19 protein-coding genes are annotated in these 25,622 nt (G+C 44.2%); all 19 read left to right on the top strand.

The features are described from left to right. Complete coding sequence (locus ACRD64_RS22435) at positions 1-1,560, top strand: polyprenyl synthetase family protein (protein WP_430936316.1); 1,560 nt, start codon at positions 1-3, stop codon at positions 1,558-1,560. Between the two features lies 1 nt (position 1,561). Next, positions 1,562-2,443 (top strand): prenyltransferase/squalene oxidase repeat-containing protein, encoded by an 882-nt coding sequence (locus tag ACRD64_RS22430; protein ID WP_430936314.1) that lies wholly within the window; start codon positions 1,562-1,564, stop codon positions 2,441-2,443. Between the two features lie 9 nt (positions 2,444-2,452). Then, a complete protein-coding gene (locus ACRD64_RS22425) occupies positions 2,453-4,183 on the top strand; it encodes a prenyltransferase/squalene oxidase repeat-containing protein (RefSeq protein ID WP_430936312.1) in 1,731 nt (576 codons plus the stop codon). Between the two features lie 18 nt (positions 4,184-4,201). Continuing rightward, the gene (locus ACRD64_RS22420; RefSeq protein WP_430936310.1) at positions 4,202-5,401 is read left to right on the top strand and encodes a PQQ-binding-like beta-propeller repeat protein; all 1,200 of its coding nucleotides are present in this window, start codon (positions 4,202-4,204) and stop codon (positions 5,399-5,401) included. Positions 5,402-5,403: 2 nt separating this feature from the next. Beyond that, positions 5,404-6,825: a PQQ-binding-like beta-propeller repeat protein gene (locus tag ACRD64_RS22415; RefSeq protein WP_430936308.1), complete on the top strand. Its 1,422-nt coding sequence runs from the start codon at positions 5,404-5,406 to the stop codon at positions 6,823-6,825. Positions 6,826-6,827: 2 nt separating this feature from the next. Then, positions 6,828-7,739 (top strand): hypothetical protein, encoded by a 912-nt coding sequence (locus ACRD64_RS22410; RefSeq protein ID WP_430936306.1) that lies wholly within the window; start codon positions 6,828-6,830, stop codon positions 7,737-7,739. Between the two features lie 212 nt (positions 7,740-7,951). Beyond that, positions 7,952-8,521: a hypothetical protein gene (locus ACRD64_RS22405; protein ID WP_430936304.1), complete on the top strand. Its 570-nt coding sequence runs from the start codon at positions 7,952-7,954 to the stop codon at positions 8,519-8,521. Then, a complete protein-coding gene (locus ACRD64_RS22400) occupies positions 8,522-9,805 on the top strand; it encodes a 4Fe-4S binding protein (protein WP_430936302.1) in 1,284 nt (427 codons plus the stop codon). Next, positions 9,802-11,742 carry a PQQ-binding-like beta-propeller repeat protein gene (locus ACRD64_RS22395; RefSeq protein ID WP_430936300.1) on the top strand — a complete coding sequence of 647 codons (1,941 nt, stop codon included), beginning with the start codon at positions 9,802-9,804 and terminating at the stop codon, positions 11,740-11,742. The genes ACRD64_RS22400 and ACRD64_RS22395 overlap by 4 nt, the downstream gene beginning before the upstream one ends. Position 11,743: 1 nt before the next feature. Further along, positions 11,744-14,155 (top strand): NAD(P)H-dependent oxidoreductase subunit E, encoded by a 2,412-nt coding sequence (locus ACRD64_RS22390; RefSeq protein ID WP_430936298.1) that lies wholly within the window; start codon positions 11,744-11,746, stop codon positions 14,153-14,155. Then, positions 14,139-15,107, top strand: a complete 969-nt coding sequence (locus tag ACRD64_RS22385) for a 2Fe-2S iron-sulfur cluster-binding protein (RefSeq protein WP_430936296.1) — start codon at positions 14,139-14,141, stop codon at positions 15,105-15,107. Before ACRD64_RS22390 ends, ACRD64_RS22385 begins: the two co-directional genes overlap by 17 nt. A gap of 11 nt (positions 15,108-15,118) precedes the next feature. After that, the gene (locus ACRD64_RS22380; protein WP_430936294.1) at positions 15,119-16,276 is read left to right on the top strand and encodes a PQQ-binding-like beta-propeller repeat protein; all 1,158 of its coding nucleotides are present in this window, start codon (positions 15,119-15,121) and stop codon (positions 16,274-16,276) included. Between the two features lie 4 nt (positions 16,277-16,280). Then, positions 16,281-16,952, top strand: coding sequence for an ABC transporter ATP-binding protein (locus ACRD64_RS22375; RefSeq protein ID WP_430936292.1), 672 nt, complete (start codon positions 16,281-16,283; stop codon positions 16,950-16,952). Then, a complete protein-coding gene (locus ACRD64_RS22370) occupies positions 16,949-20,086 on the top strand; it encodes an FtsX-like permease family protein (RefSeq protein ID WP_430936290.1) in 3,138 nt (1,045 codons plus the stop codon). Before ACRD64_RS22375 ends, ACRD64_RS22370 begins: the two co-directional genes overlap by 4 nt. A gap of 1 nt (position 20,087) precedes the next feature. After that, a complete protein-coding gene (locus ACRD64_RS22365) occupies positions 20,088-21,359 on the top strand; it encodes a glycosyltransferase family 4 protein (protein ID WP_430936288.1) in 1,272 nt (423 codons plus the stop codon). An 11-nt stretch (positions 21,360-21,370) separates the two neighbouring features. Then, positions 21,371-22,648: a PQQ-binding-like beta-propeller repeat protein gene (locus ACRD64_RS22360; protein ID WP_430936286.1), complete on the top strand. Its 1,278-nt coding sequence runs from the start codon at positions 21,371-21,373 to the stop codon at positions 22,646-22,648. Positions 22,649-22,673: 25 nt separating this feature from the next. Continuing rightward, positions 22,674-23,687, top strand: coding sequence for a sensor histidine kinase (locus ACRD64_RS22355; RefSeq protein ID WP_430936284.1), 1,014 nt, complete (start codon positions 22,674-22,676; stop codon positions 23,685-23,687). A gap of 237 nt (positions 23,688-23,924) precedes the next feature. Further along, entirely contained in the window at positions 23,925-24,680 is a 756-nt protein-coding gene (locus ACRD64_RS22350; protein ID WP_430936282.1) for a LytR/AlgR family response regulator transcription factor, read from the top strand. A 337-nt stretch (positions 24,681-25,017) separates the two neighbouring features. Then, on the top strand, positions 25,018-25,622 hold a 605-nt coding region (locus ACRD64_RS22345; protein ID WP_430936344.1), incomplete at its 3' end, for a recombinase family protein.

The following is a 25,622-nucleotide window of genomic DNA, read 5'->3' as shown; positions in this document are numbered from 1 at the left end:
ATGGAAAAAACACAATTTAAATACGAGGTTCCGGGGACGAAGGAAGAACGCCTGATGTTACGAAATAACATCAGGTCTTTCATCAAAGAGCAAACCATCACCCCTCCTGTTTCGATGGATCTGCTTTCAGATATGGCCATGCAGCTGATTCATAAGCGAGCGCTGGATACAACCATTAAAGGCTGGTTGATGGTGGAACTTAACAATGCGGTGTGGTTTGATACTGTGGCCTCAATTCCGCACCATAAACGCATTCTGTTGCTACCTAAATGCCTGAGCAATTCATCATCCTGTAAAGCGGACATTGACGAGCTGGGTTTGTTATGCAATATGTGCAACCATTGCAACATACCTGATTTGCAAACCCGTGCCGAAGAATTGGGTATGATGAGCCTGGTGGCGGAGGGATTTACATCAGTAGTCGGCCTGGTGGAAGGTGGTGTGGTGGATGCGGTGATTGGCGTAAGTTGCCTTGATTCGCTGGAGAAAGCCTTTCCTCTATTGATTAACAATGCCGTGCCCGGACTAGCCATTCCGCTCAATGAAGACGGATGCAAGGATACGACAGTGGATGAAAACTATGTGTACCGGATCATGGGAATGAAATCGGAACAAACCGCCAACCTGCTGAACTACGACCTGCTGAAATCGACCATCAAAAATTGGTTTCAGCCCGAAAACCTAAGCAAAGTGCTCTCACCACTTGATGACCAAACATCCACCATAGCCAGACAATGGATGGGTGGTGACGGTAAACGCTGGCGTCCCTATTTATTAGCCGCCACCTACATGGCTATAAGCGGAAAGAACGAAATACCTGAAAAAGTGCAACGCGCAGCCATTGCCATTGAGTGTTTTCATAAAGCATCACTGGTGCACGACGACATACAAGATGATGACTTAACACGCTATGGCAAGGAAACAGTCAATGCCAAGTATGGTGTACCGATCGCCATTAATGTGGGCGACATGTACCTGGGTGAAGGCTACCGACTGCTAGCCCAATGTGATCACATGAGATTAATAAAAGTGGCCTCCGATGCACACATTGCCTTGTGCAAAGGGCAGGGAATGGAACTCGAATGGAGCGAAAGCCCACAAGCATTGCACATGGATTATGTGTTGGATATCTTTAAACACAAGACGGTTCCTGCTTTTGAGGTTTCTTTATTGATAGGGTCACTATGTGCAAATGACCAAGAAGGAACCCGTCAAATTCTTAGCAAATATTCCAATGCCCTTGGTATTGCCTATCAGCTGAAAGATGACATTGAGGATTTTGAAACAGACGATCCGCTCAGCATAAGGCCATCAGCTGTACTGGCGGCAATCTGTGAGGCAAATACGGATGAATTATTTGTGCATTCGCTTTTGCACACTGAAGACCTTAAGGGATTCTTACAGTCGGAGGATCATGCCGGCATACTGGAAGGTGCACTTGTGCGGGTTCAGGATATGGTGGACAGCTACCACAAAGAAGCCCTGGACTTAATAAATCAAATCACAAATACAGAATTAAAACGCCTGTTATTCAGAGTAACCGGCCGGATATTAAAATAATATGCAATCCATTTCCGCAAACATACTGGACACACTGATAGTGGCGAAGGATCAACTCGGTGAAGAAGCCAAGGGGTACTTATCTGCTTTTGTGCAATCCCAAATGCTGGAAGATCAATCGTTCATGAATAAAAATGGTGAGTCGGATTTGTATTATACCTCATTTGGCTGGATGATAAGCATGGTGTTGGGTATTCACCTCGATCACGATAAGATGAACGAATACCTCGCGGGCCGAAATGAAGACGAACTGGATTTAATTCATTATGCGGCCTACAAACGCTGCCGCTTAATCCATTCCCTGCGTAAAAACGGACGCGTTCTTACCTGGCTTAATTCATTGGGCAAACAATCTGTTAAAGCGCTGGAAGAATTTAAGCATGTGCCACATGAGGATGCCCGAACACCATATACTCAATTTATCTGGTTATCCTTACTCGAAGATACCGGCAATAAGCTTGCTGACAAAACAAAAACAGAAGCCTGCCTTGAAAGATATCGTCATAAAGATGGCGGATACATGAATGTGGAAGGTGGCTCAACAGCCACCACCAATGCCACCACTGCGGCTTTATCGGTGCTGGGGCAGCTAAATGGCACTTCGCAGGATGACGCAATCCGGTTTCTGAAATCGATGCAGGAAGCCACGGGTGGATTTAAGGCAGTGCCATCCTCACCAGTTCCGGATTTGCTTTCAACGGCCACTGCATTATTTGCCTTGAAGTGCTACGAGGAAAAACCTAAATACGAGGCATTAGAATTTATTGAAGCCCATTGGAGCCAATCAGGTGGCTTCGTAGCCACTTTACTGGATCACAAAAGCGATGTGGAATACTGTTTTTATGGCTTGCTGGCCATAGGATCTGCATTATCAAAAAATTAAAACAAAAAGATGCAGGAAGAAAAGCTAAATATGATGATCGAATACGTTTCCGGAGAGTTGCTCAAAAAACGACCGGAAGATGGCAGTCTGTGGACCGGCTACCTGTCGTCGAGCGCTATTTCAACTTCTGTCGCTGTATTTGCCTTGCACATATCTGGTACTGAACGCCACCAGTCTCTTATTAAAAACGGTGTGGACTGGTTAAAAAAGACCATGCTTGATGACGGCTCATGGGGCGACAGTCCTGAAAGCCCATCGAACATGACTGCCACCCTGCTGACCTTTGCCACCCTGAGTGCGGTAGGTCAAACACCGGAAAAAACCAAAGCCTTCCTAAAGAATAAGTTCAATGGCATAAGTGATCAGGACATTATCACCGGGGTATTAAACTATTACGGAAAAGACCTAACATTCTCAGCACCTATTCTGGTGATGTGCGCGTTGGCCGGTGTGATCTCATCTTGGAAAAACATTCCGCAACTGCCTTTTGAATTGTCAGTTCTACCGCAGAAATTATTCAGGTTCCTGCGCTTGCCAGTAGTGAGTTACGCCATACCGGCTTTAATAGCGGTTGGTATTCTGCGCTATAAAAAAGGAAGTAGGAATCTGTTAAGGGAAAGGTTTATTTCTGGCGCCTTAAAAGTATTACTTAAACTCCAGCCGAAGCATGGCGGCTTTCTTGAGGCAGCACCGCTAACAGGTTTTGTGGCCATGTGTATGTGTGGTGCCGGCTATGGCGATCATGAGGCGGTAAGAAAAGGCATCGGCTTTCTGACCGACACCGTCCGTAAAGACGGCTCCTGGCCGATTGATACCAATCTGGCGGCCTGGGTTACCTCACTCAGTGTACGGGCAATTGGTGAGAACATCCCTGATCGTTTGAATCTGGCTAATAACATCAGGCAGAATGCCTTTAAATACCAACACCCCTTTACCGGTGCAAAAGAAGGCGGCTGGGGATGGACCAACCTGCCGGGTGCAGCACCGGATGCTGATGACACTTCTGGTGCGCTGGTCGCTCTTCACCAGTTAAGCAATGGTGAAATGAGCCTGGAAGTTAAAAAAGGACTGGAATGGATCCTCTCCCTACAAAATTCAGATGGCGGCATTCCGACTTTCTGTAAAGGCTGGGGTAAATTGCCTTTCGACCGGAGCAGTCCGGATATTACAGCCCATGCCCTATTAGCTTTTAGTTTGTGGCGAGTGCAGTTACCGAATGAGTTGCAAACGAAATGCGACAAAGGTGCCCGACGCATGTTGCTTTGGATGAAAAAGGAACAAAGCAATGAAGGGTGCTGGTATCCACTTTGGTTTGGTGATCAGGATGCAAAAGATGAACGCTCACCAGTATATGGCACAGCCTTATCTGTAGAATATTTGGCTGGTATCGATCATCCAATTGCTAAAGAAATAGTGGCCAAAGGTGCTGCTTACCTGTTGAAATGCCAAAATGCAGATGGTGGATGGGGAGGCGCAAAAGGTGTCAGTTCAAAAGTTACCCTGACAGCCAGAGCACTAAGTGCATTAAGTACATTGGATCAAATTGAGCAAAGTGTGCTGGATAAAGCCTTTGACTTTCTGTATTTAAAATATGAAACGAAAGAATTACTAAAGCCGGAACCAATCGGACTTTACTTTGCAAGGTTATGGTATTCGGAAGATATGTACAACATCACCTTTGCGCTAAACGCTTTAAATAATTACAAGAAAAAATTATCACGGACAAAAATAATAACTTAACAAACAAAACTTACTCAAATGAAACATGGACTAATCATATGTATGCTATTGATTGCATTTGGACTAAATGCACAAGATAATATTCAATGGCGCGGTACTGATCGGACAGGTATTTACCAGGAAAAAGGTTTATTAAAGGAGTGGCCGGCGGAAGGCCCCGAACTTAAATGGCACTTCAACGGACTTGGAGAGGGTCACTCTTCTGTGGCCATTAATGATGATAAAATTTATCTGACTGGAATGATTGAAGATACCGGTTATTTATATGTATTTGATCTTTCGGGCAAACTTCTAAACAAAGTTAAGTACGGCAAAGAATGGTCAAAGAACTATGTTGGACCGCGTGGCACAGTGACCGTTAACGAAGGTAGACTTTACATTATGAGCGGCCTTGGTGAACTTTTCTGTTACAAGCAAAAGGATCTGAGCCTGATCTGGAAAAAGAAAATTTTCGATGAATTTGAAGGTTCCAACATCACCTGGGGAATTAACGAAGCTCCACTGATTGTTGAGGATATGGTAGTCGCCACTCCAGGAGGAAAGAAAAACAACCTAATTGCGTTAAATAAAAAAACAGGAAAACTTATCTGGAGCACACCAGGTGAGGGCGACCTATCTGCCTATTGTTCACCCATGTACATAGAAGAATATGGTATCATTGTAACGATGACGGCCAATAACATCATTGGTGTGGATGCTAAAACAGGCGTGAAATTTTGGTCATATGAGCAAACCAACCGCTGGTCGGTGCACGCTAACACACCGATTTACAGTGATAATATGTTATTGTGTACCAGTGGATATGGCAAAGGTTCTGTGATGCTGAAAGTTACCGCTGGCGGCAAAGCCGTGCATAAAGTCTGGTTCTCAGAAAAGTTAGACAACCGTATGGGTGCCATGGTTAAAGTGGGCGACTATGCTTACGGTTCGGGGGACAAAAATCGCTATTGGTTCTGTGTAGACTGGCTTACCGGTAAAATCAAGTACGAAGCCAAAGGTATGGCTATGGGTAACATCATTTACAATGATGGCATGCTATATATGTACACCGATCGTGGTGAGGTGATACTGGCTAAAGAAAATCCGGAAAAACTGGATGTGGTTAGTCGTTTCAACATTACCATGGGTACCGCGCAGCACTGGGCACACCCAGTGATTTACAAGGGATTGCTATATGTTCGTCATGGCGATACTTTAATGGCTTATAACCTCAAGTAAAAGTGAAAGATAATAAAATCGTCCAAATCATTACGCTGTCAACCGTATTGTTATATGCAGGCCTGATTCTTGGGTGGCACCTTATGCCATCCAGGACTGACTTCAGCATTCAGGCACCCGGTGCCGATAACCGTCCGGAAGGGCTGACGCGCTCAACAAACGATGTCAAAATCGGTGAGTTTTTCATGCGTTATGAGGTGGCTGCTTCTTCCCTCACGGGAAAATGGACCCGCTTTAGAGGCTCATCCAATACGAATATCATTAAAACACCCGAAGCCATCAATGTAGCTCCGGGTGACTATCCGGAAATATGGAGTGTGGAAACCGGGGAAGGTCATGCCTCACCTGTCATTTACAATGGGAAAGTGTATTTCCTGGATTACGATGAAAAACTAAGTTCGGATGCCTTGCGTTGTTTTGCCCTTGACACGGGAAAAGAACTCTGGCGTCGATGGTACCGGGTACCAATTAAACGCAACCACGGCTTTTCAAGGTCGATACCGGTAATCACGGACGAGTACATCATCACCATTGGCCCGGAAGGCCATGTGATGTGCTGTGATCCGGAGAATGGCGACATGCGTTGGTCTTTGGACATGCAGAAAGAATATGAAACTGAGGTGCCTTTCTGGTACACCGGGCAATGTCCGTTGGTGGATAACGATGTTCTGATCCTGGCTCCTGCCGGTAAAAAGGCTTTGATGACCGGCCTGAATTGCCATACCGGGGAAACGCTCTGGACCACGCCCAACACACCCGCACTCAAAATGTCACATTCATCTATAATGCCGATGACCCTAAATGGCGTCAAAAATTATGTGTATGTGGGCATTGGTGGTATCTGCGGGGTATCTGCCGAAGTAAACAAGGAAGGCAAGTTGCTTTGGCATACAAATAGTTGGCAACCATCAGTAGTAGCTCCCTCGCCTGTGCAAGTGGCGGACAATCGCTTTTTTATGACTGCCGGTTATGGTTCGGGCGGTGTAATGATAGAGGTTAATAAATCGGGCGGTACATGGAATACTGTAGTGCTGGACAAATACAAGCCTAATGCAGGCTTATCGAGTGAACAGCAATCTCCGATATTCTACGATGACATGTTAATCAGCGTTATGCCGAAAGACGGCGGACGACTGAGAGGCAAACTGGTTTGCTATTCACCGGATGATTTACACACGCCGTTGTGGACCTCGGCAGCGGACGAAAAATTCGGACTCGGCCCATATCTTATCATCAATAACTTCCTTTTTGCATTTAAGGATGACGGTGAGCTGTATGTATATCAGTTTGAAGGCAAGAGTATGAAACTCCTGAAGAAGCAAAGCATCATGGATGGCCGGGATGCCTGGGGGCCGATGGCTTATGCCGACGGGATGCTGATTGTAAGGGATGCACACACGGTAAAATGTCTTAAAATTATCTAGTTATGGACAAAACAATAAAGGTGACCGTTAATATGGTGATTTTCCTGATTGTAATCGGGTTTATCATTTATATGCTTCGACCGGTTAGCGATGAAAAACAAACACTGATTCAAAATCCTGCTATGCAAAATTTCGATAGCGATTATAAACAGCGTGCAAGCATTCTGGTCAAAGACAGTGTAATCGCGTTTGAGCTGCATGGAACGCGCCTTTATGTCGCAGGCCGGGAATCTATCAGCATCTATAATCTGAGAGGTGAACTGGTTTCTTCATTTAGAATTAAGCCTGAGGCCAGGGATATTGAAATCAGTCACAAAAGCCTTTTTGTTCTTTACCCGGCACACATCGAAAACTACTCGTTAACTGGAGATTCCCTAAACGCCTGGGATGCCTGCAGTGAGCTATCGGATTATACGGCATTTACACTGACAAAAGACTTTGTTTATGTAAGCGATGTGGGTCATAAGAACATCTGCAAATATACGCGGGAAGGTAATTTCGTGCAGTTCATCGAGAGCCCGGATAAGTTTATTACGCCGAGTCATTTCTTTGATATCACAAATAAAAACGACACCATTTATTGTACCAACCCGGGCAGACACCGGATTGAATCCTACACCCTAAAAGGGGACTTTATTGCCGCATTCGGACGTGCAGGCAGTGAGGCCGGCTCATTTGCCGGTTGTTGCAATCCTTCTTACATCCATTTTGACGGACAGGGACGCCTGCTTACTTCCGAAAAAGGGAATCCCCGAATAAGCCATTACAATCGGTCAGGCACCTTTAATAAGGTTTTACTGAATCACAGCCTTTTGGGCGGTGGACACCTTCCTTACCAGCTCAAGACCTTTGATGACAAGCTGGTCACCGCTGTAAAAAATAAGATAAAAGTCTTTGAGCTAAAGAATCAATAAAGCATGAATACGAAAAAGATATCCAGACAGAAGTTTTTTCAACTCAGCGGCACCTTCCTGGCCGGAGCAAGTATTATCGCAACGAGTTCCTGGCTGTTGCTGAATAGAAATAAAGGAGACGTGCCATGTATTAACACATTGGCTGATTCGAAATGCACCAAATGTAAAGTTAAAAACTGTCCTTTGCGTAAGGGCGTGACAATCTAAGGAAGATGGAAAAAGATAACACACATAAAAGTCCGATTGAACGCCGGAAATTTGTAAAAATGCTGGGTTCCGTAGTTGCAGGCGGGTCAATTCTGGCTGCCACGGGCGTTTTTTTCAGTAAGTTAAGAACCGGAGAAGAAACCCATTACTGGCAAATTGATCCGCAAAAGTGCACCCATTGTGGCAAATGCGAAACCGACTGCGTGCTGACAGTGTCGGCCGTGAAATGTTTTCATGCCAATAAGATATGTGGCTATTGCGATTTATGCGGTGGCTACTACCGCTCCAACGTCAAGGATTTAAACACGGCAGCCGAAAACCTGATGTGCCCCACCGGTGCCATTCAGCGTAAGTTCGTCGAGGATCCGTATTTCGAATATAAGATAGACGAGGATTTATGCAATGGATGCGCCAAGTGCGTTAAGGGCTGTACTTCCTTTGGCAATGGCTCACTTTACCTGCAGATAAAACGTGATTTGTGTGTCGATTGTAACGAATGTCAAATCGCAAAGGTTTGTCCATCCATTGCCATCACAAGGGTTCCACTTGCACAAGCCTATAAATTGAAAGGATAAATGAAGCGAATTAGCACGATATTTATGAGCCTGTTACTTGTCGCCATTTCCGGCGCACAGAATCTGGACAGGTTCCCGAAACCAGATTTTGAATCGGGTTACCAATACCCGGAAAAACTTTATGCCCTGCCTAATGAGCAACTATGGCTCTTCATTGACGTTTTTTTGTTGGTGGGGCTGATGAGTTTCGTCGCCTGGGCGATCCTCAATAAACAAAAACGCAAACCTATTATATGGGTATCGGTAATTTCTGTGGCCTATTTTGGATTTTTTCGCAGCGGATGCGTGTGCAGCATCGGCTCCATTCAGAATGTGGCCTTGGCATTTGCCGATTCCTCCTATATAATCCCGGTGTCAGTATTCCTGTTTTTCATTCTGCCCATCGCATTTGCCCTCTTATTTGGCCGTGTCTTTTGTGCAGGAGTATGCCCTTTCGGGGCTTTGCAGGAGTTGGTGAACATCCGAAACTACCGGCTATCGAAATCCGTCACAGCCGTACTCGGGGTCATCCCCTGGCTGTACCTTATTTTCGCAGTTTTATATGCGGTTACTCGTACCAGCTTCATCATCTGCCTTTACGATCCCTTCATCGGCATTTTTAGATTAGGTGGCGATTTTGGTTTGATCCTGTTCGGAGCCTTACTGTTAATTGCCTCTATATTTACAGGGCGTCCTTTCTGTCGCTTCCTGTGCCCGTACGGTGCCTTACTAAGCTTATTTTCAAAGGTATCCATATGGAAGATACAGATCACGAAAAAAGAATGCATCAACTGCGATTTATGCCACAATGCCTGCCCGGTTGATGCCATCAGGCCGCCATATGAAAACAAGCTGAAGGAAGACCGGATGCAGGGTGTGAAACGCCTGCTGATGTACTTCCTGGTTTTACCGCTGATCATTGGCACCTCGGCCTATGTATTGCGACAGTTTAGTCCGGGCTTAAGCAAATCGCACAAAGATCTGAAACTATACAATATGGTAATGGAACAGGAACGCAATCCGAAGGATATGATTACGGTGGAACTGGAGGCCTTTTACATTGGTGGTGGCGACATCGAAGCACTCAAAAACAAAGTGCAAGTAGTCAAACAGGATTTTAGATTTTACGGAACCATTGCCGGCGCATTCATTGGTTTAGTGCTCGGATTAACCTTAATCAATTTGTCGATTAAACGATCCAGAAAAACCTACGAAATAGAACATAACGATTGTGTGGCATGCGGAAGATGCTTCAGCTATTGTCCACAAAATACCTTCCTTAATCTTAAATATACGGGAAAATGAAACAAAAAATATATAGAAATATAGCCATTGTATCGGCCATTTTTATAATCACCCTGGCAATAATGCTGATCACCAATTATTTCACGGTGAAAAAAGTATCGCCCCTGCAAACACAGGTAGTGGAAACTTTAAAACAATTGAATGACCAGAATGCAGGTAATACAGAATTACAGGAGCAAATTCGTCAGCTCGACTTAATGGCTCGCAAAGCTTATTTTATCAGCATGGATCATCTGAAGAACGGTACATACATGCTATTGGGCATGATGGCCGTATTCATCGTCTGTGCCCGACTGTACTTTACGCATTTTAAAGATGTACCGGATAAAAAATTGGATCCGATTGATGAATGGGCCATAAAATCCCAGGCACGTAAATATGTAAATTTCGGTGCCATTGGCTTAGCGGCCATCGCATTGATCTTTATTGTAAGTAGCATGCCGTTTATGAAGGCTTCCAACCAAAAAGAGAAACAGACGCTAGTGGCACAGGCGAGCGAAGAACCGGCTTCGGAACAAACCGAGGTTCAGGAGGAAGCAGCTCCGACAGAAAGCGTTTCTGTTACAAAAACGAATGAAAGTGACGAAACAGTGAATTCCGAAGAAACACAAACTGAAGAAAAAGCGCCTGACGCACCTAAAGCTGAAGAACCTGCTATACCCGGAGAAGTAAACGAAGTGGCGGAGGCTGAGAAAAACACGGAAGCACCTGTGAAGGAGACGAAAAAAAATACAGTCACAGAGGAAGTAAAACCGGAAGAAAGCCCTGAACCGGAAAAAACAGTGCCGGTCAATAAAACGAACAGCAATGCCTTCCGGGGAAACAAATCAAACGGCATCTCACTAGCTAAAAAACTGCCAATGAAATGGGATCTGGCCAATGGCACCAACATCGCCTGGCACACCAAAATAAATGGTAAAGGCCAAAGTTCACCGGTCATTCATGGCAATAAAATTTTCATTACCTGTGGTGATGAAAAGGCCCGGGAATTATTTTGTTACGATCTGAATACTGGTAAAAATCTTTGGACCTTCAATGTTACCGGTATATCCGGTTCGCCAAACCAGGTACCTGAAACCACAGATGATACCGGCCTGGCATCAGCCAGTGTGGCTACGAACGGCAAGCAGGTTTGCGCAGTTTTTGGCACAGGTGATCTGGTATGTACCGACATGGATGGCAATAAACTGTGGGCTAAAAACCTGGGCGTGCCGGATAACCACTATGGTTATGCTTCTTCCCTGCTCATTTTCGACAATAAGCTTTTTATACAATACGACAATAACGACGTTCAGAAAGTGATGGCCCTCAACCCTGCAAGCGGCGATGTAATCTGGAGCAAAGACCGTAAAGAAAGAATTACCTGGAGTTCACCGATGATTGCCGATGTAAATAACGGGCATCAGTTGGTATTGATGGGTAACCCGGGTATTACGGGTTATGATCCTGCCAGCGGTGACCAACTCTGGCGAGTTGAATGCCTGATGGGTGAAGTAGGTGCCAGTGCATGTAGCATGGACGGGGTAATCTTTGGAGCCAGCGAATATGCTAAAATGGTGGCCATAAACGGCACCGATGGATCGGTCTTGTGGGAGTCAATGGACTACCTGCCGGAAGTAGCCAGTCCGGTGGCCACCAAAACCAACCTCTTCATTGCCACAAGCTATGGCGTGGTGGCCTCCTTTGATCCGAAAACCGGAGAACTCAAAAAAGAGCATGAAACCAATGCTGAATTTTATTCTTCTCCGATTCTGGCTGAAGGAAAGATGTACATCATCAGCAACGACGGTACCATGCACATATTCAAAGCCGATGATGAATTTGCCTTGCTGGATGCGTTTGCCACAGGTGAAAACACATACGCCACGCCAGCTTTCATAGACGGGCGAATTGTGGTCAGAACCGATAATAGTATTTACTGCGTAAAGGTCAATTAACATGAGTAATTGTACATGTGAGAATAACGACAAGCTGAGTCACGATGAAGTGATGGCAAAAATGGATGCCATCATCAAACACGTGGGCACATCCCGCAAGGTGATCATTCCTTTATTGCAAGCGATACAGGATGAATTCAACTACCTGCCCGGGGAAGCCATCGAACGCATCTATGAAAAAACAGAAATCGACCGGGCACAGCTCATCAGCGTATCTACATTTTATTCGCAATTCCGCCATATACCCTATGGCAAGCACCTGATAAAAGTGTGTGCCGGTACGGCCTGCCATGTAAAAGGTGCCAACAACGTCTATGATTCCTTCGTGCGCGAGTTAAAGATCGAGGAAGGTAGTATTACCACCGACGATCAGCTTTTTTCCATTGAAAAAGTAGCCTGTCTGGGCTGCTGCACATTGGCACCCGTGGTACAAATTGACGACAAGATATACGGACATGTGGCTCCGGGTAAGGTCGGTGAAGTTATGACAGCGTTCCTTGAAACTTCAGAAGCAAAGGATGACAAGTCGGGTAAAACTAAAGATTATAAAGTAGTCGGCGAGGTGCGTTTGGGCATGGGATCGTGCTGCCAGGCCAGCGGGTCATCAGATATTTACAAGGAACTTGTTAAGAAATCTGATGAATTGGGCATCCGGGTAGATATTAAGTCGGTGGGTTGCGTGGGCGTTTGTAATCAGGTGCCCTTGATTGATGTGGTATTGGAAGATGGGGCAGTGAAACGTTATCCCAATGTGAATGCTTCCGAAATTAAGGAGATTCTGCACCACCATTTTAAGCCGGGCAGCCTGTTTAAGCGTTTTAAGAACAGCGTGATCAACCGGGTCGACACTTACCACACCGACACTACATGGGACAACGTGGTGTGGAAATCGGAAAATGAACGCACCGGATTGATTGATAGTTTCTTATCGGAACAAAAACACATTTCTACTGAGGGGTATGGTTTTCTGGCGCCACTCGATCTGGATGAATACATTCATCATCAGGGCTTTGGATCCTTGAAAAAAGTAATTTCAGAAAAAACACCCGCTCAAGTGGTTCAGGAGGTGCTCACCAGCGGTATTCGGGGACGCGGTGGTGGTGGTTTCCCTACCGGCGAGAAAATGAAGATTGTAGCTTCGGCCGACAAAACGGATAAATATTTAATTTGCAACGGTGACGAGGGCGACCCGGGAGCGTTTATGGACCGGATGATTTTAGAGTCCTACCCCTACCGCGTAATCGAGGGTATGGCCATTGAAGCTTTTGCAGTGGGAGCCACAAAGGGTATTTTTTATATCCGCGCCGAGTACCCTCTGGCGGTGCAACGGATCAAACGCGCACTGGAATTATGTAAGGAACGAAACCTGATCGGAGATAAGATTTTGGGCAGTGATTTTTCATTTGATATATCTGTTTTTGAAGGTGCCGGAGCCTTTGTGTGCGGTGAAGAAACCGCTTTAATCACATCCATTGAAGGCGACAGAGGGTTTCCGAAACAGAAACCCCCTTTCCCGGCAGTGAGTGGTTTAAATGGCATGCCTACCCTGGTCAATAATGTGGAAACATTAAGCCAGATCCCTTATGTCATTCGTAACGGGGCTGCCCATTACGCGGAAACAGGCACCGAAAACAGTAAAGGCACAAAAGTATTTGCCCTGGCCGGAAAAATAAAAAACGGCGGACTGATTGAAGTGCCCATGGGCATCAGCCTGAACCAGATTATAGAAGAAATTGGCGGTGGCGTAGAAGGCGGAGAAAAACTGAAAGCAGTGCAGATAGGAGGACCTTCAGGCGGCTGTATTCCAGCTCATTTATGCGATATACCCGTGGATTTTGATTCTTTCAAACAGATGGGTGCGATGATGGGTTCCGGCGGGCTTGTGGTGCTGAGTGAAAGCGACTGCATGGTGGATGTGGCCCGCTACTTTTTAAGTTTTACCTGCGAGGAATCCTGTGGCAAATGCACCTTCTGCCGTGTGGGCATTCGTCGCATGCTCGACATCCTGGATCGTATTTGCAGCGGCCAGGCTAAAATGGAGGATATCGACAAGCTGGAAAATCTGGCCCACAATGTGAAGAAATCATCGCTCTGCGGTTTGGGAAAAACGGCACCGAATCCGGTATTGACCACCTTAAAGTATTTCCGCGAAGAATACAAAGAACATATTCATGGACTATGCAAAACAGGTAAATGCAAGGACATGATGCAATATGTGATCACGGACGACTGTGTGGGATGCACCAAATGTGCGAAAGCATGTCCGGTTGATGCCATTGCCTATGCACCTTATGAAGTGCACGATATTGATCAGGAAGCATGTGTTAAATGCGGCTTGTGCGTAGATGAATGTGAATTTGACACCATTAAAAAAGTGCCGGTTAAAGAAGACGTATATGCAAATAACAATTAATGATAAAACCCTGGAGGTAAAAGCCGACGAATCGTTGCTTGAGATTGCCCGGCGGGAAGGATTCGAAATCCCATCTCTCTGCCACTCCAAAGAAGCGAAACATAAATCGTCGTGTATGGTTTGTGCGGTCAAAGATGTAACCCGGGGACAGATTATTCCATCCTGCACCAGTAAGCCGACGGAAGGGATGCTAATTGATACACAAAGTGAGGAAGTGAAGCAGGTCCGGACCATGTCTCTTGAACTCTTGTTAAGCGACCACCGGGCAGATTGTGAAGCGCCCTGCTCGATGGTTTGTCCGGCTCTATTGGATATCGAACGTATGCTTGACTACTATGACAAGGGACAGAAGAAAGAAGCCTTAGGCCTTGTTAAGCATGCCTTTGATTTACCGAAGCTGGCTTGTGAGGATTGCAAAGCTCCTTGCGAAAAAGCTTGCCGACGCGGAAACGTTGATGCACCGGTGGCGATCCGAGAGATTATCAAGGAATTGGCGAGTACACTTGATGCCACAGCCATACCTGAAATAAAAAATATGGAAATTAATAAGAAACTCTTTCAGTCGCGCTTAGGTCGTTTTTCCGACAGCGAAAAGAGACGCCTGAAGGAAACGGTTTCCACCCCCTCCAATTGCCTGCATTGCGCCTGCGCCGGTAAATCCGGCTGTCAATTAAGAACGCATGCCACTTCGCACCAAATTAAACGACCCGGCTTTGACATTGGTACCGAATTGCAGGTGATGTCTAAAATCCAGGTGAATGAAACGATGTACTTCGAACAGGCAAAATGTATTCGCTGTGGCTTATGCGTGTATAACAGTGACAACGGATTTACCTTCAAAAACAGAGGTTTTGGCATGGAGGTGCATCTGCCCGAAGAGAACAGGGAAAACATCCCAGTTGAGCTGGCAACGCTTTGCCCGACAGGAGCTATATATGTAGTGGAGAATTAAAAATGAGAATTATGAACCGTTTTATCTGTATAGGATTAATCCTGATCACCTGTATTGCCTGCGAGCGCCATTCGGAGGATTCTGGTTCGGTAGATGACCATAACTGGAAACTGTTCCGGGGCAATACCAGGCTGAATGGTTATGTAGAGAAATATTTACCGGAGGAACCAGTATTGCTGTGGACTTTTAAAGGAGGTAAACGAACGGTTTCTTCTCCTGTGATCGACAACGGAACCACCTATTGGTGCGACCGGAAAGGCTTAATAAATGGTGTGGATATTAACGGTAAGCTATCTTTCTCCTACAACCTGAACACATCGGTAGAAGCTACACCGATGATACATGATTCGATTTTGTACATTGGACGTATTGACGGCTACTTAACGGCGCTTTCTTTAGCAAATAAAGATACAGTCTGGAATTATGAAACCCTTGGTCAGATTTCAGCCTCGCCCAACATTGCCCAATTAAAAAACGGGGCGAACATTCTCTTCGGCAGCTACGACAATTATTTTTACTGCCTGAATCACGAAAACGGCCAGCTGGTCAATAAATTTGAATCGGGCTACTACATTAATGGTGCGGCTGCACTGAAAGGCAATCATGTGTTGTTCGGGGGCTGTGATGCCTGGCTGCGAATTATCAATTACCGAACCGGTATACCCACTGACTCTCTGCTGCTGGATGCCTACCTCCCCTCTTCTCCGGCCATTATGGGCAAATACTGTTATATAGGTGATTACACCGGAAACGTATATGAAATTCTGTTGTCAAAAGGCAAGATAGCAGGTTCAAAAAAAATAAGAGAACCGGAATCGGATAATGAATCCTTTGTGTCCATTCCAGCCGTCAGTTGCAAGAGCGTTTATATATATGCCGGAGACCGTCACCTACTTTCCATCGACCGCGAAACAGGTAAAACCAACTTTAAATACATGCTAAAAGGCGATGTGGGTGACAGCGCACCGGTGGTTAGTCGCAATAAACTAATTGTATGCACCAAAGACGGTATTGTATCAATTCTTGATAATAAAACGGGTGAACTCCTGTGGGAATATGACACCGGCGAACAGATTGTGGCCTCACCGGCCGTTATTTCAGATCACTTTATGATATTAACCACCAAAGGCACCCTTTTCTGCTTTGGTAAAAAAACAGATAGAACATAAAACAATGCGTATAATAAGGTTAACAGACATTCATCTTAGCTACCAGGACGGTGACAAACGTGTTAATACGGTTCTTAAAGGACTGAATCTGGAAGTGAACAACGGCGATTTTGTGGCTGTAAAAGGGGCTTCCGGCTCCGGAAAAACAACCCTGCTGTCCATTCTGGGAACACTGCTTCGGGCGGACAGTGGCTCCTACATTCTGGATGATAAAGAAATATCAGGCACACCAATCGATCTGTATAAACTGCGCAACGAGAAAATTGGCTTTGTGTTTCAAGATCATCGCCTGCTGCCCCAGTATTCAGCCCTGGAGAATATCTTGTTGCCGGTGATGGCTTATCATTCCGAAGCACCGCAATCCTATATTGACTATGCGCATGAGCTAATGAAACTGACACGAATTGAGCAGGTGGCCAATCAGTACCCACAGCACTTGTCAGGTGGAGAGGCTAGCCGTGTGGCCGTATGCCGGGCTTTAATAATGAAACCTTCAATTCTGCTCGCTGATGAACCAACCGGGCAGCTGGATATGGAGAACGCCCTTAACATTGTGGCCTTGCTTTCCGAAGTTAATCAGGCTTTAAACACCACCATCCTTATGGTAACCCATTCCGATGAAATGGCAAAGGCCGCAAAACAAATTGTGACACTTAAAAATGGCGTACTACATTGAAAACAAGCGAACTCATAAAAAAGAATATCCGTTTCTTTGCCCGTTACTTTAAACTGGTGGGGCTGGCTGTTCTCATATCCACGGCCGTGATTGCAGGAAGCCTGATCATTGGTGACTCGGTGCGCAGTAGCCTGGTTAATCAGGTAACTGAACGATTAGGCAATACGGAAACGGTCATCTTTGCGCATAATGCCTATCTGGAAGAAGCCTTTACGGAAGAGCCTTTGTTTGAATCCTCTGCAAGGGGCGTACTGCTCAGCAATGGATTTATCTCGCTAAACGGAGCCCTGCTTCCAGTAATGGTATGGGGTGTGAATGACCTGAACATTAATAAAGGCCAGGCCCTTATTAATACGGCCTTATCAAATGAGTTAAACCTGCAGAAAAATGAATCGCTGGTACTGCGATTGCCGGCACCGGGGCTTGTGCCATCCGGCTCTCTATTTGTAACGGAAACGTATACGACAAGCTTGCGCCTGGAGTTTAAGGGCACCCTTGATGTATCATCCGGTGGTAATCTCAGCTTACTCAATGAGCAACGGCTTCCCCTGAATATCTTCGTAAACCGCCATGAGCTGGCAGAGACCATGGAAGTGCCCGGAAAAGTAAACCTGATCCTTTCGGACAAAATAATTGGATCGGATGAACTGAACAAGGCTTGGCATCATGAATTATCCGGCCTGTCCGTGCAGCAGAAAGAAGGATTCACGGAATTAAGATCAGACCGGATATTTTTGCAATACGAAATATTGGAAACCCTTGGCCGGACAAACCCCGGACTTAATAGGATGTATTCTTATCTGGGCAACTCAATTTATTCAGAATCGGGTTCCATCCCCTACTCCTTCGTTACGGCCATGGATGAATACAAGGGAGAAAAGCTGTTGACCCAGGAAGTGATCTTATCGGATTATTCGGCTAAACGACTGAAAGTAAAGGTAGGCGATGAAATATGGATAAGCTTTTATACCTCTCAGGACTTTAAAACGCTGGTGACGGATTCGTTGCGGCTAAGGGTTAAAAACATAGTGCCTTTAACCCGGTTAGTAGCCGACACAGCTCTAAGCGCCAACTTTCCGGGCATTTCGGATGTGGAGTCGTGCACGGCATGGGACAGTGATTTGCCCATTGATATGGACCTTATCACTGAAGAGGATGAGCACTACTGGGAGCTATATCATTCCGCACCCAAAGCTATTTTATCGTATAAGGCAGTGGCTGATTTATGGGGCAACACCTACGGACATGCCACTGGAGTGCGAATTACGGGGGGCGCACCGGATTTGTCCGGTTTAAAAGCCTCCATGTTTGGTGTTCAGATTGTACACCCCAGGGAATCCGGGATTTATGCAGCCAAAAACGGAGTTGATTTTGCAGGCTTATTTATGGCCCTAGGTTTTTTCATTATCCTGGGAGCAATCCTACTTATGATTGTACCGATGACGGAAATGATTCACAAAAGAAAATATGAGCTTGAACTATTGAAAGCCCTGGGTTATACGGTCAAACGGATCCGGTATTTGTTGTGGATGGAGTCAGCACCGATGGTGATGTTGTCTGCTATGGCAGGTGTTATCACAGGCCTTCTTTACACCTCACTAATTATCTGGCTGTTAAACTCATTTTGGCAAGGTGCTACGCACACAAGCAGCCTTTCGGTTTATTCAAACGTATTTACATTGGCGATGGCCTTTTTCATTGGTATTGTACTCTCTTTATTTATTTTACACCTGGTGATTTCAAGACATGTGAGGGATAAAGAGTCGCAGGGCCGAGGATTGGGTAGGCCTAGGGTTGATATGCGGTTTAGTAAGAAATTGGCGAGCCTGATAATTGCTGGTATATTGACTTTATCCATAGCGGTCTACAACTTGTTTTTTGTAAGTTCTGTGGCGCTTTTCGCCATTACAGGTATATTGCTGTTGCTTACCTTTGCTTTGTGGGGCCATAATATTATTTGCAAAAAAGGAAACGCTACGGAAAACGCCTTTAGGCAAAACAAAATGATCTGGCGAGCGCTTTTTGCCAATAAAAATCAGGCCGTTCTATCTTACCTCTCTCTGGCCATAGGTGTATTCATTGTATTTTCAGTTGGATTAAACCGTCAGGACTTCAATAATCCGTCAAAGCTCACCCAGGCCACAGGGGGGTATGATTTATGGTGTGAATGTGCCATCCCGGTCTATCACAACATGAATACCGAAGAAGGCAAAGAAAAGCTTAACCTGTTGAGCTTATCCGGTGAGCCCGAAATTCTTCAATGCCTTCGTTATAAAGCCGATGAAGCCAGTTGCCTGAATCTGAATAAAGTGATCACTCCTACTGTATTAGGTGTAGACATGAGGCAATTATTTGAAAGCGAGATCGGTCTCACAAATAACATATATGAAGCTGACAGGCAGGAATTACTAAAACAATTGCAAGAGGTTAATGAGGGTGTGTATCCTGTTCTGGTTGACGCCACCGTACTTCAATGGAGTCTGGTCAAAAACCTCGGCGACACCATTTATTACACTGGGAGTAATGGACAAGAAGTAGCTGTTCAACTAGTTGGCACTCTGCCAAACACCATTTTCCAGGGGCATGTATTGATGGACAAGAAAGTGTTTTCAGAAATCTGGCCCGATATTACAGGTAGTGAAGTCTTTCTTTTAAACACAGAGCCGGATGCAGTCGACAGGACAAAAACATTCTTATCACAAGCCATGTATGAGTATGGTGTGCGCGTTAATACCACAAACGCTCGCTTGGCGCAATTCAATACGGTCACAGATACCTACCTGACTATTTTTATGACATTGGGTGGAATCGGTTTGTTAATTGGTATCATGGGGTTTGTAATTGTAATCCGAAAGAATCTGGGTGTGCGGCAATATGAGATTGAAATGTATGCGCGGCTGGGTTTCAGCATACATAAAACGAAACAGATCCTTTACCGCGAAAACATTCCGGTACCATTGTATGCTATTGTGACCGGGCTCATCAGTGCAATTATTAGTATAGGCTCCAATTATACAAACGTTGGTTTATCTGTCTGGATTATGGCACTCATACTGACAGGTTTATTTATGCTCTTAACACTTACTTATATCAAGCGTGTGGTGCAACGTGAAGTACAACGAAATTATAAATAGTATGAAGGTCGTTTTTATTATACCGGGAGTTGGTGATTCATTTTATTGCGGCAATTGCATGCGCGATAACTTGCAGGCTTCGGCGCTTCAAAAACAAGGCCATGAGGTAATTGTGGTGCCTTTGTACCTGCCCCTTAACAAACACAGCTTCCAAACGAAAAGTCCTATCTTCTTTCCTGCCACAACCTTTTATCTAGCGCAGAAATTATTCAAACGCATAAGTATGCCTTCATGGCTGGAGCGATTGACGGGGTCAGAATCCATGTTAAAAATGGCTTCATCCATGTCGGGCACCACTTCTGCCAAAGGCATGGAGAGCATGACCCTTTCTATGATACACGGGGAAGATATGGTTTTTCAAAAAGAAGTGGAGCGAATGATTAACTGGTTAAACCAGGATGAAAAGCCGGACATTATTCACCTTTCAAGCTCTCTACTTATCGGCATTGCAAAGGCCATCAAAGAAAAAATGAATACTCCTGTGGTATGCTCGCTGCAGGACGAAGAAGTGTGGTTAGACAGTATGAAGGAAAAATATGCCCGTACAGCCTGGGACAGTATTAATGAGAACCTGCGTTACGTGGATCAGTTGGTGACCACAAGTAACTTTTATAAAGGAATCGCAGAAGAAAGACTGCCGGATGCGAAAGATATAGAAGTGGTTTATCCGGGTATTAACACGGACAATTACAAGGAATCGAAGGCCATCGGACATAAAGTGATCGGTTATTATTACCGCCTTAACAAAGAAAACGGACTGGATATTTTGGCAAAGGCTTTTGTAAACCTGAAAAAGAAAGACAGCATTCCAGGTCTAAAACTAAAAATCGGCGGAGGGTATACCGATCATGACAAGAAATTTGTGAAAGAGGTCAGGCAAATTCTGGCTCCGGTAATGTATGACGTGGAGTTCATGGAGGATTATTCAATGGCCGATCATGCCTCTTTTTACAGTTCTATTTCTGTTATCTCCGTTCCCCTGACCTTTGAAGAAGGTGTGGGTTTATACATCTGTGAAGCCTTTGCGTCAGGAGTTCCTGCAGTGGCTCCAGCGACTGGCTCTTTTCCGGAGATCATTGATGAAGCAGGTATCTTATACTCACCAAATACTCATGAACAACTGGCCAATGCACTGGAAAAATTCATGAACGATGATCAACTCTATCAGGATGCAGTTTTAAAAGCGAAGAACAAAGCCTCCAGACTTTATAACGATAAAACACTGGGCCACAAACTGCAAGAGCTCTATAAAAATATAATTATTAACGACTAACTATAAAGACAATGAAAAGAATAAACACATTAAAATTCAGCTTTTTAGCTATTATAATTACTTGTCTGGCCATCCAGAACATAAACGCACAAGATCAGTATGGCTGGCGCGGCCCTAATCGTGACGGGGTATATCCGGACACGAAATTACTAAAGGAATGGGGAATGGAAGGCCCTGAATTATTATGGGAAACCATGGATGCCGGTAAAGGGTGGTCCAGTCCGGTTATTGTGGATAACCGTTTATACATCACCGGAATGAATGAGGACGAGACAAAAGAAACTTTCTCAGCCTACTCATTGGAAGGTGAAAAAATCTACGAAACAGAATACGCCAATCCATGGAACAGGTCGTACCCGGATACGAGAACCACACCTACCATAGTAGGCAACAAAGCCTATATGGTCAGCGGTATGGGAGAAGTGGTTTGCATCGGCACCAAAAAGGGAGATATCATTTGGAAAGTGGACGGGATCGCAGAATACGGTGCAAAGCCTAACCGATTTGGTATTGCCGAAGCCCCCCTTGTATACGACGACAAGGTTATCTTCTGTCCGGGAGGAGAAAAAGCATCCATGATTGCCCTGAACCGCAAAAATGGAGACCTTATCTGGAAAAGTGATACACTCACCGGCACCACCAACTACGTATCGCCTTTATTAATTGAATACAAAGGCATTAAACAGATCATCGGCATTGTAGGTGAAAGCATTTTCGGTGTCGATCCAGACAACGGGGAGATGATGTGGTCATTTGAGGACTGGGGCGAGGACAAAAAATCAAGAGGATCCGGTAAAACGGCCACGAACACACCGTTGTACAGGGATGGTCAGATTTTCATGTGTAATGGCTACAATCTGAATGCATATATGCTGAAGTTAAGTGATAACTGTAAATCAGTCACCAAACTATGGAAGAACAGTGATTTGGATACCCACCACGGCGGATTTGTGGTAGTAGATCAGACCATTTACGGATCTAACTGGTTGAGTAATGCCACCGGTAACTGGGTGGCCGTTGACTGGGAAAGTGGCGAAACAAAGTACGAAACCACTTGGGAAGGCAAAGGCAAAGGCTCTGTTATTACCGCCGACGGCATGTTGTACTGCTTTGATGAAAAAAGAGGTTATGTGGGATTGGTGCCAGTTACACCGGAAAAGTTCGAAGTGAAGAGCGAGTTTAAAATCACAAAAGGTGAAGGTCCTTTCTGGGCACACCCTGTGATTAACGACGGTATTCTATATATCCGTCACGGAAACGCTTTGATGGCCTACTCCATCAGCAAATAAACCAAAACATTAAGCGTCTTTAACAATGGAATTTTTACAAAAATATAATCCGTATAAGCTTATCCTGATTAGCTTGCTTGGCGCCTTGCTCATCACCTATCCAAATTTTACTCAGCTTCCCTGGAAGCTGAGTTACCTGGAGGGCATTGAACGAACAAAGCATATTAACTTTTCGATTATCCGCTATGTATTTTTCACCGTACTGGCAGGTATTCTCTTTCATCTAAACCTGAAAAAGATACCTACGCCCATTTTTGGAAGACGATTAATGCTTAACCTGGCTGTATGTGCCATTTCGTATTTGGGCTATGTGCTCATCTCTTATTCCTATTGTACATTCGTGGATTGCTTCGGCAGCATACTGATTTTTCAGTTCTTTTTCATCTGCATGCTGGCCTCTTTTATTGGCCATGTTTATCACATGTATAAAGATCAGCGCAAGACAGAGCAGGAAATAGAGCAACTGAAAATAGAAAACCTGAAAAGCCGATGCAACGCTTTATCCAATCAGATTAATCCGCATTTTTTCTTCAATTCGTTGAATAGTATCACCGCACTGGTACGAAAAAAGAATGATGAAAAGACGATTGAATTCGTTAATAAACTATCCGATATGTTCAGATATATCTTAAACAGTGAAAATAAAGGTCTGATTACGTTGGCTGAAGAGCTTGAATTTGTATCTTCATTCCGGTATTTGATGGAAGTACGTTTTGCAAACAAACTGGATTTTCAAATAAATATAGCTGAAGACGGAAAAAGTTTAAAACTACCGAGTTTATCCATCTTGCCGATAATCGATAACGTGGTGGTACATAACACTATTGACAGTGAGCACAGAATGGTGGTTAACATCGTTTTAAACAAAGACAATGAACTGGTAATCAGCAATCCGATATATCCGAAATTATTGGCGGATAAAACCAATGGTACCGGACTTAAAAATCTGGAAAACCGCTTTCAAATACTGATGAATAAAAAAATTGTAGTGACGGATGATGGCCATACCTTTACCGTCACTTTACCTCTAAAGCATTAAGTCAATGAAACCGGCATGGCCGGAGCAAAGAATTGGGCACAAAACCCCTCCTGCGTAAGAGGGTGGTTCATAATTGCCATTTACACTTGTTATCCGTATTTTGTTAATTTTAAACAGATAAATCTATCTTGATTAGGTATTAACATACAAGAGGATGATTAAAAACTCGGAGACTATATGTTTCTTAGTACGTAATCATTTGTCTTGATACTTTTATCTTGATACTAATTAGAGTATATGAAAGTATTAATTGTTGAAGATGAAACAGTAGCCTATGAAAACCTGGCCGAAATACTCAAAAAAACTGATCCATCCATTGTAATCCTTGGTAATACGGAAAGCATCCAGCAAACAATCAATTGGTTCAATACAAAGGATACACCAGATTTAATATTTATGGACATTCACCTGTCCGACGGCAATGCCTTTGCTATCTTTCAGCACATTACCCTGGAGATTCCAGTTATTTTTACAACTGCCTTTGATAACTATGCCATTGATGCTTTTAAGGTGAACAGCATTGACTACCTGCTGAAACCACTTAAAGAGGAAGAATTAAGTCGTGCAATCCAAAAATTTAAAAAACTTAGCCCTGGTGAAGAATTAAAATACATCACAAATCAACAATTCCTTAAACCTCCTTATTCCTATATTGGCAAAATGCTCGTCCGGGATAACAACAAACTGATTCCTATTGACATAAAAGACGTCAGTTGCTTTTACACAACTGATAAAACCACTGAAATATATCTAACGAATGGGCAACACTACCCCTATGGTAAAACCCTGGAACAAATCTTTCACGATCTCAACCCCAAAGATTTCATCCGGGCCAATAAGCAGTTTATCCTATCCCGCGAATGCATAGAAGAAATTTTGATACGCTATGACAACCGTTTACAGGTGAAGTTACGGATCAAGACACCTGAAACAGTTTATGTCAGTAAAAACAAAGCCGCTGAGTTTAAAAGCTGGTTTACTCAGCTTGTTTAGCTTTTAATAGAGTTGTCATTAGCTATATATCAAAATTATATTTTATCTGTTTAAAATTATACAAGAGCCTGATAGATAATAGACCAACGTACACGGTGACACTTACCTGTCTGCCACAGGCAGGGGCGCAGAGTTTTTTCCTTATTAATTCCCGAATCAAGTTCAGGCTATCCTTTTGTGTGTTTATTACCAATTACCATGTATGTTTCATATATATCGGGTTTGATGAATAATTCCCAAAAGTTCCATTAATTCTTTGAAATGGTTCCAGAAACTCGTAACATTAATTAGTCTCAGAAATTAACGTTTAAATGAACCTTTTTAGAATTGAAAAAATATAAAAATTGGATATGCTAGAGTTTCAACAAGAGACCAGAAATTAGAGCTTCAAATTGAAGCATTAGAAAAATATGGTTGTGAAAAGATATTCAAAGAGACAAAAAGTGCGGTAAAAGAACGACCAGAATTAGAAAAGATGTTAGATCATCTTCGCGATGGAGATGTTGTTGTTGTATGGAAGCTTGACAGGCTTGGTAGATCTTTACGACATCTCATTGATCTGGTAACATCATTCAGGGATAAAGGTGTTGAATTTGTAAGTCTGAATGATAGTATTGATACTACAACAGCACAAGGAAGGCTGACCTTTAATATATTTGCAAGCTTTGCAGAGTTTGAAAGAGAACTAATCAGGGAACGAACAATGGCAGGCCTTAAAGCAGCAAGAGAGAAAGGACGGGTTGGAGGACGAAAACCAGGCCTTTCAAAAGAGAACAGGATAAAAGCCTTAGCAGCCTATAACTTGCATGAAAAAGGAGAACATAAGGTTTCTGATATACTCAAACTGCTAAAAATAAGCAAAGCCAGCTACTATAGGTATATCGAGTATATCAAAGAAGATCTTAAAATAAAGCCTGTTCAAAAAACTTCCACAAGAATAAA

The sequence above is a fragment of the Saccharicrinis sp. 156 genome (genome assembly GCF_050589685.1).
Lineage (GTDB): Bacteria > Bacteroidota > Bacteroidia > Bacteroidales > Marinilabiliaceae > Saccharicrinis.
The sequence above is the reverse complement of the archived record's forward strand: the minus strand, read 5'-3'. Positions and strand labels throughout refer to the sequence as shown.

Bases quoted from the DNA above. Each gene is read 5' to 3' on its own strand.
- ACRD64_RS22390 (WP_430936298.1), top strand. From the start codon at position 11,744: ATGAGTAATTGTACATGTGAGAATAACGACAAGCTGAGTCACGATGAA.
- ACRD64_RS22355 (WP_430936284.1), top strand. From the start codon at position 22,674: ATGGAATTTTTACAAAAATATAATCCGTATAAGCTTATCCTGATTAGC.
- ACRD64_RS22405 (WP_430936304.1), top strand. From the start codon at position 7,952: ATGGAAAAAGATAACACACATAAAAGTCCGATTGAACGCCGGAAATTT.
- ACRD64_RS22350 (WP_430936282.1), top strand. From the start codon at position 23,925: ATGAAAGTATTAATTGTTGAAGATGAAACAGTAGCCTATGAAAACCTG.
- ACRD64_RS22430 (WP_430936314.1), top strand. From the start codon at position 1,562: ATGCAATCCATTTCCGCAAACATACTGGACACACTGATAGTGGCGAAG.
- ACRD64_RS22410 (WP_430936306.1), top strand. From the start codon at position 6,828: ATGGACAAAACAATAAAGGTGACCGTTAATATGGTGATTTTCCTGATT.
- ACRD64_RS22435 (WP_430936316.1), top strand. From the start codon at position 1: ATGGAAAAAACACAATTTAAATACGAGGTTCCGGGGACGAAGGAAGAA.
- ACRD64_RS22420 (WP_430936310.1), top strand. From the start codon at position 4,202: ATGAAACATGGACTAATCATATGTATGCTATTGATTGCATTTGGACTA.
- ACRD64_RS22385 (WP_430936296.1), top strand. From the start codon at position 14,139: ATGCAAATAACAATTAATGATAAAACCCTGGAGGTAAAAGCCGACGAA.
- ACRD64_RS22400 (WP_430936302.1), top strand. From the start codon at position 8,522: ATGAAGCGAATTAGCACGATATTTATGAGCCTGTTACTTGTCGCCATT.
- ACRD64_RS22395 (WP_430936300.1), top strand. From the start codon at position 9,802: ATGAAACAAAAAATATATAGAAATATAGCCATTGTATCGGCCATTTTT.
- ACRD64_RS22365 (WP_430936288.1), top strand. From the start codon at position 20,088: ATGAAGGTCGTTTTTATTATACCGGGAGTTGGTGATTCATTTTATTGC.
- ACRD64_RS22375 (WP_430936292.1), top strand. From the start codon at position 16,281: ATGCGTATAATAAGGTTAACAGACATTCATCTTAGCTACCAGGACGGT.
- ACRD64_RS22425 (WP_430936312.1), top strand. From the start codon at position 2,453: ATGCAGGAAGAAAAGCTAAATATGATGATCGAATACGTTTCCGGAGAG.
- ACRD64_RS22380 (WP_430936294.1), top strand. From the start codon at position 15,119: ATGAACCGTTTTATCTGTATAGGATTAATCCTGATCACCTGTATTGCC.
- ACRD64_RS22360 (WP_430936286.1), top strand. From the start codon at position 21,371: ATGAAAAGAATAAACACATTAAAATTCAGCTTTTTAGCTATTATAATT.